The organism is Dactylosporangium sp. CA-233914, assembly GCF_050942935.1.
Lineage (GTDB): Bacteria > Actinomycetota > Actinomycetes > Mycobacteriales > Micromonosporaceae > Dactylosporangium.
Map to the genome: position 1 here is coordinate 9,566,376 of NZ_CP192030.1, position 15,779 is coordinate 9,582,154.

At 70.4% G+C, this 15,779-nt stretch carries 15 protein-coding genes; 6 read left to right on the forward strand and 9 right to left on the reverse strand.

Annotation, left to right across the window (positions count from 1 at the left end; genetic code table 11):
* Positions 1–60 precede the first annotated feature (60 nt).
* Both ACQPY0_RS42460 and ACQPY0_RS42465 read right to left on the reverse strand, forming a co-directional pair.
* The gene (locus ACQPY0_RS42460; protein WP_432974228.1) at positions 61–633 is read right to left on the reverse strand and encodes a TetR/AcrR family transcriptional regulator; all 573 of its coding nucleotides are present in this window, start codon (positions 631–633) and stop codon (positions 61–63) included.
* A 206-nt stretch (positions 634–839) separates the two neighbouring features.
* Positions 840–1,340, reverse strand: a complete 501-nt coding sequence (locus tag ACQPY0_RS42465; protein WP_432974230.1) for an anthrone oxygenase family protein — start codon at positions 1,338–1,340, stop codon at positions 840–842.
* Positions 1,341–1,404: 64 nt separating this feature from the next.
* Here ACQPY0_RS42465 and ACQPY0_RS42470 point away from each other — a divergent pair, with 64 nt between their 5' ends.
* A complete protein-coding gene (locus ACQPY0_RS42470) occupies positions 1,405–2,070 on the forward strand; it encodes a TetR family transcriptional regulator (RefSeq protein WP_432974232.1) in 666 nt (221 codons plus the stop codon).
* A 94-nt stretch (positions 2,071–2,164) separates the two neighbouring features.
* Positions 2,165–3,343, forward strand: a complete 1,179-nt coding sequence (locus ACQPY0_RS42475) for a hypothetical protein (protein ID WP_432974234.1) — start codon at positions 2,165–2,167, stop codon at positions 3,341–3,343.
* A 33-nt stretch (positions 3,344–3,376) separates the two neighbouring features.
* On the opposite strand, the gene ACQPY0_RS42480 is transcribed toward ACQPY0_RS42475, so the two are convergent.
* A complete protein-coding gene (locus ACQPY0_RS42480) occupies positions 3,377–4,594 on the reverse strand; it encodes a cytochrome P450 (protein WP_432974236.1) in 1,218 nt (405 codons plus the stop codon).
* 171 nt (positions 4,595–4,765) lie between these two features.
* Here ACQPY0_RS42480 and ACQPY0_RS42485 point away from each other — a divergent pair, with 171 nt between their 5' ends.
* Positions 4,766–6,043 carry an IS701 family transposase gene (locus ACQPY0_RS42485; protein WP_432974238.1) on the forward strand — a complete coding sequence of 426 codons (1,278 nt, stop codon included), beginning with the start codon at positions 4,766–4,768 and terminating at the stop codon, positions 6,041–6,043.
* A gap of 49 nt (positions 6,044–6,092) precedes the next feature.
* Here ACQPY0_RS42485 and ACQPY0_RS42490 read toward each other — a convergent pair whose 3' ends face one another.
* The 6 genes from ACQPY0_RS42490 to ACQPY0_RS42515 all read right to left on the reverse strand — a co-directional run bounded on the left by ACQPY0_RS42490 (position 6,093) and on the right by ACQPY0_RS42515 (position 12,714).
* Complete coding sequence (locus ACQPY0_RS42490; RefSeq protein WP_432974240.1) at positions 6,093–7,241, reverse strand: NAD(P)/FAD-dependent oxidoreductase; 1,149 nt, start codon at positions 7,239–7,241, stop codon at positions 6,093–6,095.
* Complete coding sequence (locus ACQPY0_RS42495) at positions 7,238–7,435, reverse strand: ferredoxin (RefSeq protein WP_432974242.1); 198 nt, start codon at positions 7,433–7,435, stop codon at positions 7,238–7,240. The genes ACQPY0_RS42490 and ACQPY0_RS42495 overlap by 4 nt, the downstream gene beginning before the upstream one ends.
* A 192-nt stretch (positions 7,436–7,627) precedes the next feature.
* On the reverse strand, positions 7,628–8,332 hold the full coding sequence (locus ACQPY0_RS42500; protein WP_432974244.1) for a response regulator transcription factor: 705 nt from the start codon (positions 8,330–8,332) through the stop codon (positions 7,628–7,630).
* Between the two features lie 145 nt (positions 8,333–8,477).
* Positions 8,478–10,685 carry an MMPL family transporter gene (locus tag ACQPY0_RS42505; protein WP_432974246.1) on the reverse strand — a complete coding sequence of 736 codons (2,208 nt, stop codon included), beginning with the start codon at positions 10,683–10,685 and terminating at the stop codon, positions 8,478–8,480.
* A 164-nt stretch (positions 10,686–10,849) separates the two neighbouring features.
* Positions 10,850–11,527, reverse strand: a complete 678-nt coding sequence (locus ACQPY0_RS42510) for a response regulator (RefSeq protein ID WP_432974248.1) — start codon at positions 11,525–11,527, stop codon at positions 10,850–10,852.
* Complete coding sequence (locus ACQPY0_RS42515) at positions 11,524–12,714, reverse strand: sensor histidine kinase (protein WP_432974250.1); 1,191 nt, start codon at positions 12,712–12,714, stop codon at positions 11,524–11,526. The genes ACQPY0_RS42510 and ACQPY0_RS42515 overlap by 4 nt, the downstream gene beginning before the upstream one ends.
* A gap of 91 nt (positions 12,715–12,805) precedes the next feature.
* Between ACQPY0_RS42515 and ACQPY0_RS42520 the strand changes: the two genes are divergently transcribed.
* The 3 genes from ACQPY0_RS42520 to ACQPY0_RS42530 all read left to right on the forward strand — a co-directional run bounded on the left by ACQPY0_RS42520 (position 12,806) and on the right by ACQPY0_RS42530 (position 15,734).
* Complete coding sequence (locus ACQPY0_RS42520) at positions 12,806–13,228, forward strand: hypothetical protein (protein ID WP_432974252.1); 423 nt, start codon at positions 12,806–12,808, stop codon at positions 13,226–13,228.
* A 278-nt stretch (positions 13,229–13,506) separates the two neighbouring features.
* Positions 13,507–14,952 carry a Ca2+-dependent phosphoinositide-specific phospholipase C gene (locus ACQPY0_RS42525; protein ID WP_432974254.1) on the forward strand — a complete coding sequence of 482 codons (1,446 nt, stop codon included), beginning with the start codon at positions 13,507–13,509 and terminating at the stop codon, positions 14,950–14,952.
* A 56-nt stretch (positions 14,953–15,008) separates the two neighbouring features.
* Positions 15,009–15,734: a SanA/YdcF family protein gene (locus ACQPY0_RS42530; protein ID WP_432974256.1), complete on the forward strand. Its 726-nt coding sequence runs from the start codon at positions 15,009–15,011 to the stop codon at positions 15,732–15,734.
* Positions 15,735–15,779 lie beyond the last annotated feature (45 nt).

The window sequence follows — 15,779 nt, forward strand, 5'->3', positions numbered from 1 at the left end:
CCGCAGCAGACGGCGGTGGGGTGGTGTTGGTACCTTCCCAAGACACCGCGCGCGGTCTCTCTACGCGCGGAGCCCGTCCATCAGAACGGCGAGCATCCGGGTGGTCTGCTCCTTGTCCGGGGAGCGTTGTGTGGCCCAGGCGATCCCGCTGGCGTGCGCGCACAGGTCGAGGATGTCGATGTCGGCACGTAGCGTGCCGTCCTGCTGAGCCCGCGTGATCAGGTGGGTGGCCACGGAACGCATCGCCTGGCACGATGCGTACAGTGCGGAGGCCTCGTCGTACGCGGCGGCGAGTATCGGCTCGGGCAGGTCGAAGTAGGACTGCGAGAAGCCGATGAAGGCCCGCAGCCATCGGGCGACCGCATCAATCGGGGGTGTCACGGTGCAGAGCTGTTCGGCCAGAACGGACAGTTCGCCGTAGACGTCGTGCAGGACTGCCTCCAGCAGCGCGTCCCGGGTGGGGAAGTGCCGATACATCGTGGCATTCCCGATGCCCGCGGTCCGGGCGATCTTGTCCAACGGCGCGTTCGCACCCTCCTCGGCGAACACCGTGGCGGCCGCAGCGACCAAGCGTTCGCGGTTGCGGCGCGCGTCGGCACGGTGCGGAGGCGTTGCCGCGGTATTGGTGGTCATGACGTCTCCGTGTTACGCGGCCCGTTGGGTCCAGGACAGTCTACCCGGCCATTTGGGGGCTGTCCCCAGTTAGCGGGCAGCTTCCACACCCACACCGGCCCGACCATGGACGCCGACCGGGCGGGAGCGGCCGGCCAGGTGCGGGCCTGGGTCCATGCCAGCCTCATCTGCGAGCCGACCCCGCCGCAGGCTCCTCGCCGGGCGGGTCAGCGGTCCGTTACGCGGGCGGCGAGCAGGCACCCGAACGCCGCCACGGCCACGACCGTACGTACCGAGTGCAAGGTCAGCCATTGCCGGCGGACCGCCTCCCAGTCCGCCGGCACCCGGTCCGCGCTCCACGCGTCGGCCAGATGGTTCAGCGGCTCCATCCGAGTCACCGTCAGCACGATGGTCGCCACGATGAGCACGGCCGCGGCGACGGTGAGCGCGAACGGCCAGCCGCGGCCCCAGCTCAGCGCGCCCGCCGCGGCGACGAGCCCCAGCGTGGACAGCAGCAGCGGCGGCATCACCCGGCCGTAGTCGGCGTTCATCGCCTGCCAGTACGGCACGTATGCGCTCGCCGGCATCCGGCCCAGCGACGGCGCGATCACCTGGAAGAACACGCCTCCGGCGTAGAGCCCGACCAGGCCCGTGGCCGAGGTGCGCGCGATCTCCAGCAGGGCGGTCCGCATGGCCGCCACCTCCTCGTTCCTCGTTCGATTCGTCATTGGTTGGAGGCTTGAGTATTCATTAGATAGCGTTCCACCGAAAGTCCTGGCAAGATGACGTCCGATGACCGACACCACTGGCCGCCGGGCGTACCGCAGCGACCTGCGCCGCGAGCAGGCGGAGGCGACCCGGCGGCGGATCGTGGACGCCGCGCGCCCTCTGCTGCTCGAGCGCGGGTACGCCGCCGCGACCATGGCGGAGGTGGCGGCGGCCGCGGGCGTGGCGGTGCAGACGCTCTACGCCGCCTGCCCGGGCGGCAAGGCGGGCCTGGCCAAGCTCGTCTACGACGTGACCCTGGCCGGCGACGCCCGTCCGATTCCGCAGGCCGAGCGGGACGAGGTGCGGGCGATCGTCGAGGAGCCTGACCCAGCGCGCAAGCTCGAGCTGTACGCCGCGATGGCGTCAGGCGTCGCGGCCCGGATCGCCCCGCTGTACCAGGTGCTGCGCGCCGCCGAGGCCGCCGCGCCCGCCGACGCCGCCCTGCACGACGTGCTGCGCCGCACGGACGAGGAGCACCGTGCCGGCGCCCGCGGTCCGGCCGCCCACCTGTCCGATGTGGACGCTCTGCGCCCGGGCCTGAGCGTCGAGCGCGCCGCGGACCAGATCTTCGCGCTCACGTCCGTCGACGTGTACGCCCGCCTCACGCAACTCTGCGGCTGGACCATCGACGAATACCGCGAGTGGCTGGCCGCCACCCTCCGGGCCAACCTGCTCGCCGGCTACGCCTGACGGGCCGGCAAAATACGAGGCGGCGCCCTGGTGTCCCTGGCTATCGTGCGCAAGGGCAGCCGCGTCGCCATCCGGCTGCGGGACGGGTAGAACGATGCGGTGGAGACACGACGAATGGGCGCAGCGCTGGAACGCCGAGCGCCTGATCGTCGGCGTCGAGGAGGTCCTGCGCGGGTGGGACCAGGACCCAGCGCGGACAGCCGGAAGGCTCAGCGGCCTGCTGCGCGTGGCCACCCCGCGCGCCGTCGTCGTCCTGGAGGGTGCGTACCGGGGCCGTCGCCGCTCGCTCGCTCCGATGCTCGGAACCGACGTCGGCACGCTGACCGAGGACTACGGCCGGCATGCCGCCGCGGTCGCGGCGCTGCTGACCTTCGACCGGTCCGGATACCTGCGTGAGGCCGGTGTCCGGTGGCTGGCCACCAGCGACGAGCTGTTCGCCCTGCCGTTCCTGCTGCTGCGCCTCAACGACCCGGTCGACCCCGTCCGCCAACAGGCCACCGCCGCGGTGCACGCCCGGCTCACGGTTGGCCACGGCGCCCTGCTCGTACAACTCCTCCCGCTGATCGAGGGCCTCGGCGCGCGCCGCCGCGCCGGCCCGATCGTGCGCACCATCGGCGAGTTGCTCATCGACGGTGACCCGGCCGGCCGAGCCGCCCTGTGGGCCGGCGCCCGCGGCGATGACACCGCGGTCGCCGCGAGCTGCCTGCGCATGCTCGCCACCATCGAGCCGGCCGCCTCCGTCGAGCAGGCCGTCGCCACCGGCGACCCGGCCCTGCGACACTGGGCCACCGGGGTGGCCACCGCGCGCAGCCTCGACCCGGCCGTCCAACGCCGGCTGCTGCCGCTGCTCGAATCCGACCCCAACCCCCGTATCCGGTGGAAGGTGCTGCGGGCCCGCACCCACCACCCCGACAGCGAACCGCACCTCCGCCGGGCCCTGCTCGACCCCGACGCACGGGTGCGCTACCTGGCCCGCGTCAGCCTGCGCGCCCTCGGCCGCACCGGCTCCGCCGCGCTCTACCGCACGACACTCATCGACGCCAACGCCACCCGGGACGCAATCATCGGTGCACTCGCCGGCCTGGCCGACATGGGCACCCGCGACGATGCCACCCGGCTCGTCGCCTTCCTCGACCATCCGAACGTGCGAATCCGCGGCGAGGCATGGCGCGCCCTCGCCACCCTCGACCCGGACACCTTCACCGCACGTGCCGACCAACTTCGCGCCGACCCCAGCGGTAAGGTCCGCCGCCACCTTCTCACCGGACGATGAGACCGCACCGCAGTCTGCATGGTGGCGGGCTCCTTACCAGGTGACGGGTAGGCGGTGGACGCCGTAGATGGCGCCGTCGTGTTTGAACGGGATCTGGTCGAGGGTGGTCGCCAGCCGCAGAGTGGGGATACGGCGGTACAGGGTGCCGTAGACGACCTGCAGTTCCAGGCGGGCGAGTGGCTGGCCGAGGCACTGGTGGACGCCGAAGCCGAAGGCGACGTGGCGGTTGGGCCGGCGTTCGAGGTCGAGCGTGTCGGGGTCGGCGAAAATGCCCGGGTCCCGATTGGCGATCTCGTTGGGCAGGACCACGCCGTCACCGGCCTTGATGGTCTGTCCGTCGAGGTCGATGTCCTCCAGCGCCACCCGGCTGCGGCCGTTGTGGGTGATGTTCAGGTACCGCAGCAGTTCCTCGACCGCGGCGGCGATCATCTTTGGGTCGTCGGTCTCGCGTAGTGCGGTGAGCTGCTCGGGATGTTCCAGGAGCGTCAGGGTACCGAGGGCGATCATGTTGGCGGTCGTCTCGTGCCCGGCCAGGAGCAGCAGGACGCCCATGCCGGCGGCGTCGGCGCGGGTCAGTTCCCCGGAGGTGACCCGCGGGACGAGACTGGACAGGACATCGTCACCGTCGCCGGACATCCTGGTCTCGAGGAGGGCGTCCAGGTACTGGTGCAGCGCCTGGAACGCGGCGCCGCGCTGGGCGGCGGTCGCGGTGAGGTCGATCAGGCCCTTGCTGTTCTCCTGGAAGAACTCGTGGTCGGCGTAGGGAACTCCGAGCAGATCGCAGATCACCAGCGACGGCACCGGCAGTGCAAAGGCATCGACCAGGTCGGCCGGGTTCGGGCCGGCGATCAGGTCGTCGATCAGCTGGTCGACGATCGCTTGCACGGCGGGGCGCATCGCCTCGATTCGTTTGAGCGTGAAGGCGCCGGTAACCATGCGCCGCAGCCGGGCGTGCTCGGGGTCGTCCATGAGGATGAAGCCGAGCGAGCCGCCGCGATCGCTGTCGTCGCCGGCCTGAGCCGGGCTGGGGTAGCCGGGGCGGGTCGGATCGGAGCTCAGGCGTGGGTCGCTGAGCAGCCGCTTCTGGTCGTCGTAGCGGGTGACGAGCCAGGGGGTGGTGCCGTCCCAGATCTTGACCCTGGTCAGCGGTGCCTCGTGCTGGAGATCGCGGAGGACCGGTGCCGGGTCGAAGGGGCATCCCTGGGCTCGCGGCATCGGGAAGTCAAGCGGCGTCGTCGATGTGGTCGACATCGCTGGACTTTCGCAGTTTTTGATGAGGGGTCGGCGGTGGGTGTGACACGCCGGGTGGCCTGGGAGTGCGTGATCTTGGGGTGAGATGACGGAAGCATCGACGGTCCTTGTACCACTGTCGTTGCCGAAAGTGATCCGTCGATGCTTCCAGGAGTCAGCCTACCGATCTCGTTGCGTCGGTTGTTGGACGCCTTCGGTGGGTGTTTCACGGCGCCGACGTTCGGGGTCTTCTCCGCGATGGTCGTCGGGTTGGTCGCGCAGACCGGGCAACGTACGGTCTGCGGGATGCTCACCGGGGCCGGGATGGCCACGTCCTGGTCGCATGATCGGGCGCACCGGTTCTTCTCGACCACGCGTTGGACCATCGACCAGATCGGCCTGACGGTGTTCGATCTGGTCCTGACCCACCTCGTCGCCGACGGCGCCGATCTGCACCTGGCGGTCGATGACACCGCGCATCGCCGTCGGGGTAAGAAGGTCCACGGCGTCGGATGGATCCACGACGGCTCGGCGCCCGCCCGGAACAAGCTGGCGTTCGGTCACCGCTGGGTGGTCGTCGGGGTGATCGTGCGGCCCTCGTTCCTGTCCCGGCCGTTGTGCCTGCCGGTGTTGTGCCGGCGCTGGCAGGGCAAGGGCACCGCCTCTACCGTGGAGTTGGCCGCCTACATGATCACCGTCATCGCCGCCCGGACGCCGGGCCGGCGGGTCCACGTGGTCGCCGACGCCGCGTACCACGGCCATGGCCTGCGGGACCTGCCCGCCACCGTGACATGGACGACCCGGCTGCCCCGCAACGCGGTGGTGTATCACCGCGCACCGGCCCGCAGCGGTAAACGGGGCCGGCCACGATTGAAAGGCGCCCGGATCGGTACCCCCAGCGAGGCCGCCGCCACCGCGGTGTGGCAGACGGTGTCCGTGACGCGTTACGGGCGGGTCGACACCGTGCGTATCGCGGTCCTCGACTGCCTCTGGTACGGGGTGTTCGGGCCCCACCCGGTACGGATGACCCTCGTGCGTGACCGAGAAACCGGGCCGATGCTGGCCCTGATCACCACTGACCTGAGCGTCACCGCCGCCGATCTGGTGGCCCGCTACGCCGCCCGGTGGGCGATCGAGGTCACGTTCTTCGACACCCGCCAGACCCTCGGCGTCGGACAGGCCCGTAACCGCACCGCGGAAGCCGTGAACCGCACCTGGGCGTTCGGGATGTACGTCTACACCCTCGTCGTGCTCTGGTATGCGCTGTACGGTCACCGATCCGGGATCGTCGCCGACCGCCGCATCCACGCACCCTGGTACCTGTCGAAAACCGACCCGTCGTTCACCGACATGCTCACCGCGCTACGACGCACCCTCATTGCCGCTCGATTTATGGGCTCCCGCCCAGCTCAACCCACCAACGCAGAAATCCGGCAGGTCCAGCGAGCATGGGCACTCGCAGCTGCATAGACCGCGAAAGCCGAGCGACATCGGGTTCCTTCCGGAATTGAGTACACGATCAGTGGGAGCGGGCGCCGGCGGCTATCGTCTGCCGCCAGGGCCGGATCGTCTTCGGGGGCATGCCCACGGCCAGGACGCCGACGAGGCGGTCCGCTTTGTGGTACGCGGCGATGAAACGTCGCGTGGTCAGGTCGCCGTCGACGACCTGGACGGCGTCATGGCCGTACAGGTGGCCGTACGCGTGGATCTTCATGTCGTACTGGTCGGACCAGAAGTAGGGCACGGGCGCGAACGGTCTGCGGGCGCTGGGATTGAGCAGGTTGCGGGCGGCCGCCATACCCTGCTCGGCGGCGTTGGTGCGGTGTTCGATGCGCATCGCCCGGCCGAACAGGGGGTTGTGCCAGCGAGCGACGTCACCGGCGGCGTACACGCCGGGCGCCGCGGCGCTGTACTCGTCGCAGACCACACCATCATCGATCGTGAGGCCACTACCCTCGAGCCATTCGGTATTGGGCAGCGATCCGATGGCGACCAGCACCGCGTCCGCGGGCACGAGGGTGCCGTCCGCGAGGCGTACGCCGCCGTCAGCGACCGCCGACACCGTCACCCCCGTACGCAGGTCGACGCCGTGCTCCACGTGGGCAAGCGACAGGACACGTCCGATGTCGGCGCCGACGGCGTGGGCGAGCGGGACGGGTGCCGGTTCGAGCATGGTCACGTCACAGCTCAGTTCCCGGGCCACGGCGGCGGCTTCGGAGCCGAGAAACCCGGCGCCGACCACCACCAGGCGGGTACCGGGTACAAGCCGTCTGCGCAGGTTCACCGCATCGGCGGCGGTCCGCAGGACGTGGGCGCCCTGCCCGGGTAGCCGCCGCGGGCGTACGCCGGTGGCGACGATCAGGCCGTCGTAACGGAGCCGATCACCGCTCTGCAGCAGCAGCGTACGTGAAGCGAGGTCCAAGGCGGTGGCGAGCACGCCCAGCCGCAGGTCGAGGTCGAGGGCGGCCAATTGGTCCGCCGTGCGTAGCGCGAGGCGGTCGACCTCCCACCGCGACGACAGGATCTGCTTGGACAACGGCGGACGGTCGTACGGGGCGTCGGCCTCCGCACCGATCAGGGTGATCGTGCCCGCGTAGCCCTCCCGGCGCAGGGTCTCGGCGGCCGTGAGGCCGGCGGCCGAGGCTCCGACGACGACTACTCGGTTCACTGCCCGACCAGGTGAATGGCGGCGGCCGGGCAGATCGCCGCGGCGTCGCGCACCTCATCGTGGTGTTCCGGCCCAGGGTTGTGGTCGAGGACGATGGCGACGCCATCGTCCTCGCGCTGGTCGAAGACGTCAGGGGCGGCCATCACACATTGCCCGGCTGCGACGCATTTGGGCTCGTCGAACTCGATTCGCATGCGAGGGTCCTTTCATCAGGTGACCGGCAGCGGCTCGGGACCGTGGGCGACGGCGCCGGGGCCGTCGAGAACCTTGTGCCCGGGCGAGAGCCGCCGGGTGCGGCCTCTCTCCGCTCGCTGCGAGACCCATGCAAGCAGATCGGCCTGACGAGACCGCTGCGGAAACCTGACAGGACGCTGACGTGAATCAGTTCACATACCGGCAGTGGCCGGCCGGCCGAGCCAGTACCCGAATCCACGCCGGGTGTGGATCAGGGTGGGCGCCTGCTCATCCACCTTCTGGCGCAGGCGCGATACCAGTCGTTCGATCGCGTTGGCGCCGCGAGTGCCGTCCCAGATGTGCCAGGCGAGTTGTTCTTTCGACAGCACCATGTCGGTGTTGAGCAGCAGGTGGCGCAGCAGCCGGTACTCAGCCGCGGTCAGCTGCAGTGCCCGGTTGCTCCGCCACACGCGGCAGGCGCCTTCGTCCAGTACCAGGTCGCTGTAGCGCAGCACGGACGCCGATGCGGGCGACCGCCCACGTAGCAGCACTTGTACGCGGGCCAGCAGCTCGAGGGTGCGGCACGGTTTGGTGACGTAGTCCTCGACGGTGGTGCCGACCTCGGGGATCAGCGCTTGGAGTGCTTCGGACGAGGCCATGCACAGCACCAGGGGGCGATAGGGGAAGGTGGGGCGTTCCTGGGCGAGTTTCTGCAGGTCGGGGATCGCGACGTCGATGACGACGAGGTCGATCCGGCGCTCGGTCAGCAGCCTTGTCGCGCCGGCGCCGGTCGCGGTCGACGTGACGGTGTAGCCGGCCACGCTCAGCCGGGCCGCGAGCGCGCCACGCGTTTCCGCGTCCGGGGATACGACGAGCAGACGGAAGCCGGAGGCCTCCGTGGTGACGGCTTTGTGCATGGCACCCCGCCCTATCAGAATCCGGTCAATGCAGACTCAGGGTATGCCGCGGTAGGGCAAACGCGCCAAGACCGTCGATATAAGTGCGTGACCCACGCGGTACTGGGGCGGTGGGGCGCGCCTGCACCCCACCGCCGCAATGGTCTTACAGGTGACCGATCGGCTCCAGCGGACGCTGCTGCGCCGGCGGCGCGGTCTCCAGGGCACTTCCTTCGGCGTCGAGGTGGGGCAGAATCCGGTCGAGCCAGCGCGGCATCCACCAGGCGGCCTCGCCGAGCAGCGCCAGCAGGGCGGGTACGAGGATCATGCGGACCACGAAGGCGTCGGCGAGCACGCCGGCGGTCAGCGCCAGTCCGATGGAGGCGATGATCGACATGGGGCTGAGTGCGAACGAGCCGAATACCGAGCTCATGATGAGCGCGGCGGCGGCCACGACGACAGCGGTACGTCCGAAGCCGTCAAGAATGGCCTCGGTCGGATTGAGGCCCTTGCGGTGCGCCTCGTGGATGCGGGAGACCAGGAACACCTGGTAGTCCATGGCGAGGCCGAAGAGGATGCCGACGATCAAGATCGGCATGAAGCTCAGCAGCGGGTTGCCGGCCGGCGCGGCGAACAAGGCGTTGAGCCAGCCCCACTGGAACACGGCGACGGTTACACCGAGCGCGGTGCCCAGTGACAGCAGGAAGCCGAGGGTGGCCATCAGCGGTACCAGCAGCGACCGGAACAGGATGATCAGCAGCAGCAGGGACAGGCCGACGACCAGCACCAGGTAGATGATCAACGCCTTGCGCAGTGCGTGGTTGAGGTCGATGTCGATGGCGGTCTGCCCGGTGACCGACACCTCCAGTCCGGCGAAGTCGCCGGCTCGGTCGCGGATCGCCCGGACGAGATCGTAGGTGCTGGCGTCGATCGGGCCGCCGGACGGGATGACCTGGATCAGGGCGGCGTCGCCGCCGGTGGTGGCGCCGGCCGGGTGCACGGCGGTGACGTCGTCGAGTTTGCTCAGCACGCCAGCGACCTCGGCGGCTTTGGCTCCGGCGCCTCGGCCTTCGAGCAGGACGATCAGCGGGCCTTGGGAGCCGGCCCCGAACTTGTCGGCGACCAGGTTGTAGGCGGCACGCTGGGTGCTGCCGGGGTCCTCGCCGCCGGGTGTGGTCAGGGCGGTGTTCATGTTCAGGACGGGAGTGGACAGGGCGAGCAGGACGGCGGCCACGGCGACGGCGGTCAGGGCGGGGCGGCGTACGACCAGGCGGATCCAGCGCTCGAGGAAGGTGAAGCGGTTCGACTGTGCGGCCGCGGGCGGTGCGCCGCGCCGCTCCCGGCGCGGCAGGATCCGGCTGCCCATCGACCGGGTGAGGGCGGGCACCAGGGTGAGGGCCATGAGCACGGCGACGGCGACGGTCGCGGCGGCCGCCAGGCCCATCTCGGTGAGGAACCCGATGCGTACGACCGACAGCCCGGCCAGGGCGATGATCACGGTGGTGCCGGCGAACACGACGGCGGATCCCGCGGTACCGGTGGCACGGCCGATGGCTTCTTGCAGGGTGCGGCCTTCGCGCAGCTCGTGCCGGGTGCGGGCGAGGATGAACAGGCTGTAGTCGATGCCGACGGCCAGGCCGATCATGACCGCCAGGGTCGGGGTGGTGCTGCCGATCGGGTGGAAGGCGGAGAACGCCAGGACGCCGACCACGCCGATGATCACGCCGATCAGCGCGACGAGGATGTTGGCGCCGGCAGCGACCAGCGATCCGTACGTGATCATCAGGATGACGAAGGACAGGATGACGCCGACGATCTCGCTGGGGCCGCCGACCTCGGCGCCCATGACTTCGACGGATCCGCCGACCTCGGCGTCGAGGCCCTGGTCGCGGGCCTGCTGGGCGACGGCGAGCACCTGGTCGTACGTGGTCTTGGAGTTGTCGTTGTCCAGCCCGGTGAAGGCGAGCGTCGCGACCGCGGTGGTCTTGTCCGCGGACACGTACGGCTGCTTGGCGTCGAACGGGTTGCTGACCGAGGCGACGTGGTCGACCTTCGTCGCCTGCGCCAGCGCGGCCGCCACCAGCTTCTGGTTGGTGCCGCTGGTGATGGCGGAGTTGTCGCGAGTGGCGAGGACCAGTTGCAGGCTGCCGCTGCCGGTGTCTTTGTTGCCGGAGCCGGCGCCCGGGAAGTAGTTGTCCATCCGCTCGAGGGCGCGGCTGGACTCCGAGCCGGGCATCGAGAACGCGCCGTCGCTGAACTTGAAGCCGGTGGCAGCGCCGGCGCCGACGACCACCGCCAGGAGCGTCCAGACCAGGAAGACCACCCCGCGGCGGCGCGCGCTGGCGACGCCGAGCCGGTAAAGGAAACGAGCCACGTTGGTGCAACCTCCTGCGCACGATGAGACGACCCGGTCGCGGCACCTTGTGGCACCGCGAACAGGCCGGAACGTCCCCAACGATGGCGGAATGCCTACGGCCGCGTCGTCGTCCAGCAGCAGAAACCTGGCGTACGGCCGAGGCGGTACACCGCGGGCGGATACTACGGCCGCGGTATGCCGAGCGCGCCGCTGTCGTACACGGCGACGATCAGCGCGGCCCGGTCCCGGGCGCCGAGTTTGGTCATCGCCCGGTTCACGTGGGTCTTCACCGTCAGCGGCGAGATGGTGAGCCGGCCGGCGATGTCGTCGTTGGTGAGCCCGGTCGCGACCAGGATGACGATCTCCCGTTCCCGGTCCGTGAGGGCGTCGAGCGCCACTGCCGGCCGCGCGGGGGGAACGGCCGCGGTGGTCGCCCGGCTGGCGAGGGCGGCCATGGCCTTGGGGGAAAGCAGGGACTGGCCGCGGGCGACGAGCCGGATGGCGTCGACGACGGTTTCCGGGTCGGCGTCCTTGCCCAGGTAGCCGCGGGCGCCGGCGGCCACCGCGTCGAGCACGTTCACGTCTGTTTCGAACGTGGTCAGCACCAGGACAGCGACACCGCTCGAGGCGCCCGGGTCGGCGGTGATCTGCCGGGTCGCCTCGATGCCGTCCATACCAGGCATACGCAGGTCCATCAGGACCACATCGACACCACCGGCGCGTACGGCCTGGACGGCGGCCGTGCCGTCGGCGGCCTCACCCGCTACCGTGATGCCCGGCTCGGACCCGAGGATGCCGGCCAGCCCGGCGCGGATCAGGGCCTGGTCATCGGCGATGAGCACCCGGACACCGTCGGTCATCGCCGCACCACTGCCATGTCGAATCCTTCGATCTCGTCATCCACGGTCAGCGGCAGTTCAACGGCCGCGGTGAAGGTCGCATCGTCCCGGGACACGCTCAGGCGCCCGCCGGCGGCCCGGACCCGCTCCTGGATGCCAAGCAGGCCGTAGCCGGGAGTGGGCTGCTGATCCGGCGCCTCCGCGACCCGATTCGTTACCCGGACGGTGAGCATCTCGGGGGCGATCCGGCAGGACAGGGTGACCGGGCCGCGGCCGTGCCGGCGTGCGTTGGTGAGCAACTCCTGCGCCACCCGGTACGCGGTCAAACCGATCAGCGGTGGCACCCGCGAACTGTCGCCGTCGCGGTCGACGGCCAGGTCCATTCCGCCGCTGCGCAGGGTGGCGACCAGCGGATCGAGGTCGGCGAGGCCGGGTGCGGGGGCTGCCTCGTCCTGGTCGGACTCGCGCAGTACCCGCAGCAGCCCGGCCATCTCCCGCAGCACCGTCTTGGTCGCCGACTCCGCCTCGCGTAACGCGGTCTCGGCCCGGTCGGGGTCGCTGCGGATCAGGCGGCGGGCCAGACCGGTGTGCATGCGGATCACGGCGGCGTGGTGGCCGACCACGTCGTGCAGGTCGCGGGCGATGCGCAGCCGTTCCTCGGCCACCCGCCGCTGCGCCTCGGCCTCCCGGGTCTCCACCGCCCACCGGGCACGCTCCTCGATCGCGCCGATGTACTGCTGCCGTGAGCGGACCGCCACGCCCGCGCCGGCCGCGCCGAGCGTCCAGACGGCGAAGGTGACGGTGGCCGTGCCGAAGATGGGGGTCCTTTCGTGCACCATCAGCACGAGCCACAGGTCGGCGAAGGTCAGAACGGCGGCCACGTACGGGACGCGGCCGCCGCGCCGCAGGAACAGGTTGGTCAGCGCCAACTGGAGGGCGGCCGCGGTGACGGCCGACCACTCATGCACGGCGGCCAGCGCCGCCATCCCGCACCAGGCCACAATCCACACCGCCAATGCGGCCCGCCGCAGCGTCAGCAGCAGGACCACGGAGAGGATGGCTACATAGAGTGACAGTGCGTTGTGTGACTCTGCATGCCCGGATCTCAGCCCGAACATTGCGAACCCGAGAATGACCAGGCAGCAGAGGCTGAACCAGGTCTCGGCCCGCCACAGCGCGTGCAGGCCTCGCTGGGCCCAGACTTTCATCACGATAACCTACGGTATCTGAGCACGCCGACCAGGCGGGCGTGCGCCTGACCCCAGCGCCGGGTCGCCCGCGGGACTTACCGTGGCATCCATGCGTCAACGCGCCGCAATCTTCGCGGGCTTCATCGTTGGTCCGGTCCTGCTGGCGCTCGGCATACTGTGGCTGCTCGCGTTCGTGCCGGGCATAGGCGTTGGCGGCAGCGTCACCACGACGGACTGCGGCACCGGTCTACCCCGTCACGGCCCGACCTGCTGGGGCGACTTCACCCCTTACGACGGCGGTTCACCGCGGCCAGTGACCATCGACGGCGTCGACGAGGAGGACGTGACCGTCTCTGCCGTCACGTACCCCTGGGCCCCGAGCCAGGCCTTTCGCCCCCCAGGCGTGGGCGCCGCCATCGGATCGACCGCCCTGGCCCTTGCCGGGGCAGCGGTCCTCACCGTCACGATCACCCGCCTGGTCCGCACCAGGCGCGCTACCCGGCGCCGAAACCGGTTCGCCCCTGCCGGATAGACCGAGCTTCCAGCGCGCAGCGCAACGCAGCCGCTGTACACGCCGGCTGGCCACAGCCGGCCGGCCGCGCCAGCGCGAGCGCATCGGTTCCCGCCGAAGCAGGCGCGGATCGCAACAGCCCGGCTGCGCCGCGCCTCCTGAGCCGCCCGAGCCGCAATCGATACATTTGAGTTTCCGACCGCGAACGTTCACCGCGCGCACATTGAGCCCGACGTCGAGTGCATGACATAGATAAAGGCCGACGTGCCGGGCGGCGCGCTCGCGAGTTGGAGGCCTTCATGACAGCACTACGTCGCACGCGCGGACGGCGGTCGTCCGCGGCGGTGGTCGCGCTCGGCATCGCCTGCGCCGCAGCACTGGCCGTGCCGGCCGCGAGCCTGGCCTCCACACCGGGCGACAGTCTGCCTTTCGCGTCGGCGGTCTTCCGGGCCACCCACAACAGCTACTCGGGCGGTAGCAGAGGTTCGATCACCGGCCAGCTCGACAGCGGCGTGCGCTTCATCGAGCTCGACGTCCACGACAACGGGTACGCGGCCAACCACGACTACTCGATCGGGCACAACTCCCCCGGCGACGCGGTCGACCACACCGGCAACCCGGCCTCCAACCTGCTGCGCGACTGGCTGCAGACCGTCTCGGCGTGGTCCGCGGCGCACCCGACGCACGCGCCACTGGTGGTGATGCTCGACCTCAAGGACGACCTGACCGACAACCCGTCGTTCGCGGCCGGCAACCTGACCGCGCTCAACCAGGAGTTGCGCGATGCGTTCGGGTCGCGGCTGCTGATGGCCAAGGACGTGCCGGGCTCGCTGGGTACGGTCGGCTCGCTTCGCGGCCGGGTCCTGACCCTGCTCTCCGGCCACGCCGGCACCCGCGCCGAGTACCGCCGCGATGCCGGGTACCACCCCTCGGTCGCGGTCAACGCGCACGGCCAGGTCGTGGAGGTGCACGACTCGGGGTCCGGCTCACTGTGGTACTGGACCGGCACCTACGGCACCGACGGCCGGATCACGTGGCTGCGTCACGGCCGTTACGACTCCGGGACCACCCCGGCGGTCGCGCTCAACGACAACGGCCAGCTGGTCGAGGTGCACAAGTCACAGACCGCGGACACACTCTGGTACCACGTCGGGACGATCGGCGCGGACGGCGAGATCACCTGGTCGCCCAGCCGCCAGTACGACAACGGGGTCCTGCCGACGATCCGGTTCACCAACGGCGGCACCACCGTGCGGGAAGTCCACCGCAGCCAGTCGAACAGCCAAAACTGGAACTGGACCGGCACACTCAACCCCGGCGCGATGACGGTTTCGTGGAGCGCCAACGGCAAGACCTCGGACGCCCTGTTCGACACGGCGACCTCGACAGCCGGGAGCGCACGAGTCTCGGTGCGGACCGGCACCGACGGCGCCGCACCCGCCCAGACGCTGCTGTACTCGACCGGCCTGGTCGGCTCGGACCGCATCCGCTACGACCAGACCGCGTTCGACGAGTACCAGTCCGGCGACGCCGCCATCCTGCAGGAAGGCGCGCTGTTCTACGCCTCGACCGCGAGCAACAGAACCTTCATCACCGCGGCCCGGCAGGGCGGGCACATCGTTCGCGGCTGGGACTTCGACAGCGCGAGCTACGCGACGAACCCGCCGGCCAACTACCCGGCGACGAATCACCCGTCGGACAGCTGGTACACCAACCTGCTCACCCAGTCCGGCGCGGTCTCGTAGGACGGCCATGTCGCCCGATCAATCGCCGCCTTGCCGGGGCGTGCGATGCTGCCCGCATGCCCACCTCACCCCCGGTGCAGGAAGAACAAAAACCCAAAGGCCGGCGTTGGTACCGTCTGAGCCGTCGGGCCCTATGGCGCACAGCACTCGCCGCCGTCGTCATCGTGGCCATCGCCCTCGCCCCCACCGTGTGGATTCGAGCGTCGGCCTCGGGCCGCGTCGTCCCGACGGCTGAGGCTCCCGCCGCCGACGTCGCGATCGTGTTCGGCGCCCAGCTCGCCCCCGGCGGCCAGGAGCCGATGACGTTCCTGCGCAACCGGCTCGACACGGCCGCCACCCTGGTCACCTCCGGCAAGGTGAAGGCGCTGCTGATCTCCGGCGACGCGCACGGCGGCTCGGGCAACGAGGTGCGGGTGATGAGCGAGTACCTGGGCCGGCACGGCGTGGACGGCTCCAGGATCGTGGTGGACCCCTATGGCCTCGACACGTACGACACTTGCAAGCGCGCCCACGACGTCTACGGCATCAACCGGGCGCTCCTGGTGAGCCAGGACATCCACCTGTACCGCGCCGTCACCCTCTGCCGCCGCGTCGGCGTCGACGCCTGGGGCGTGCCGTCCGGCTGCGAGGGCTGCCGGACGGTGACGATCTGGTACAACACGGCCAGAGACGCCGCCGCCGCCTGGAAAGCCGCCTGGGACGCCGTGCGCGGCCGCCCGCCCGCGGTCCAGTCCCCACCCGACCCGGCGCTGCGGCAGGCGGTGGCCACACTCACTCCATAGTGGACGAAACACGACCACCTCGCCCGGGCCGACGGGCCCGGGCGA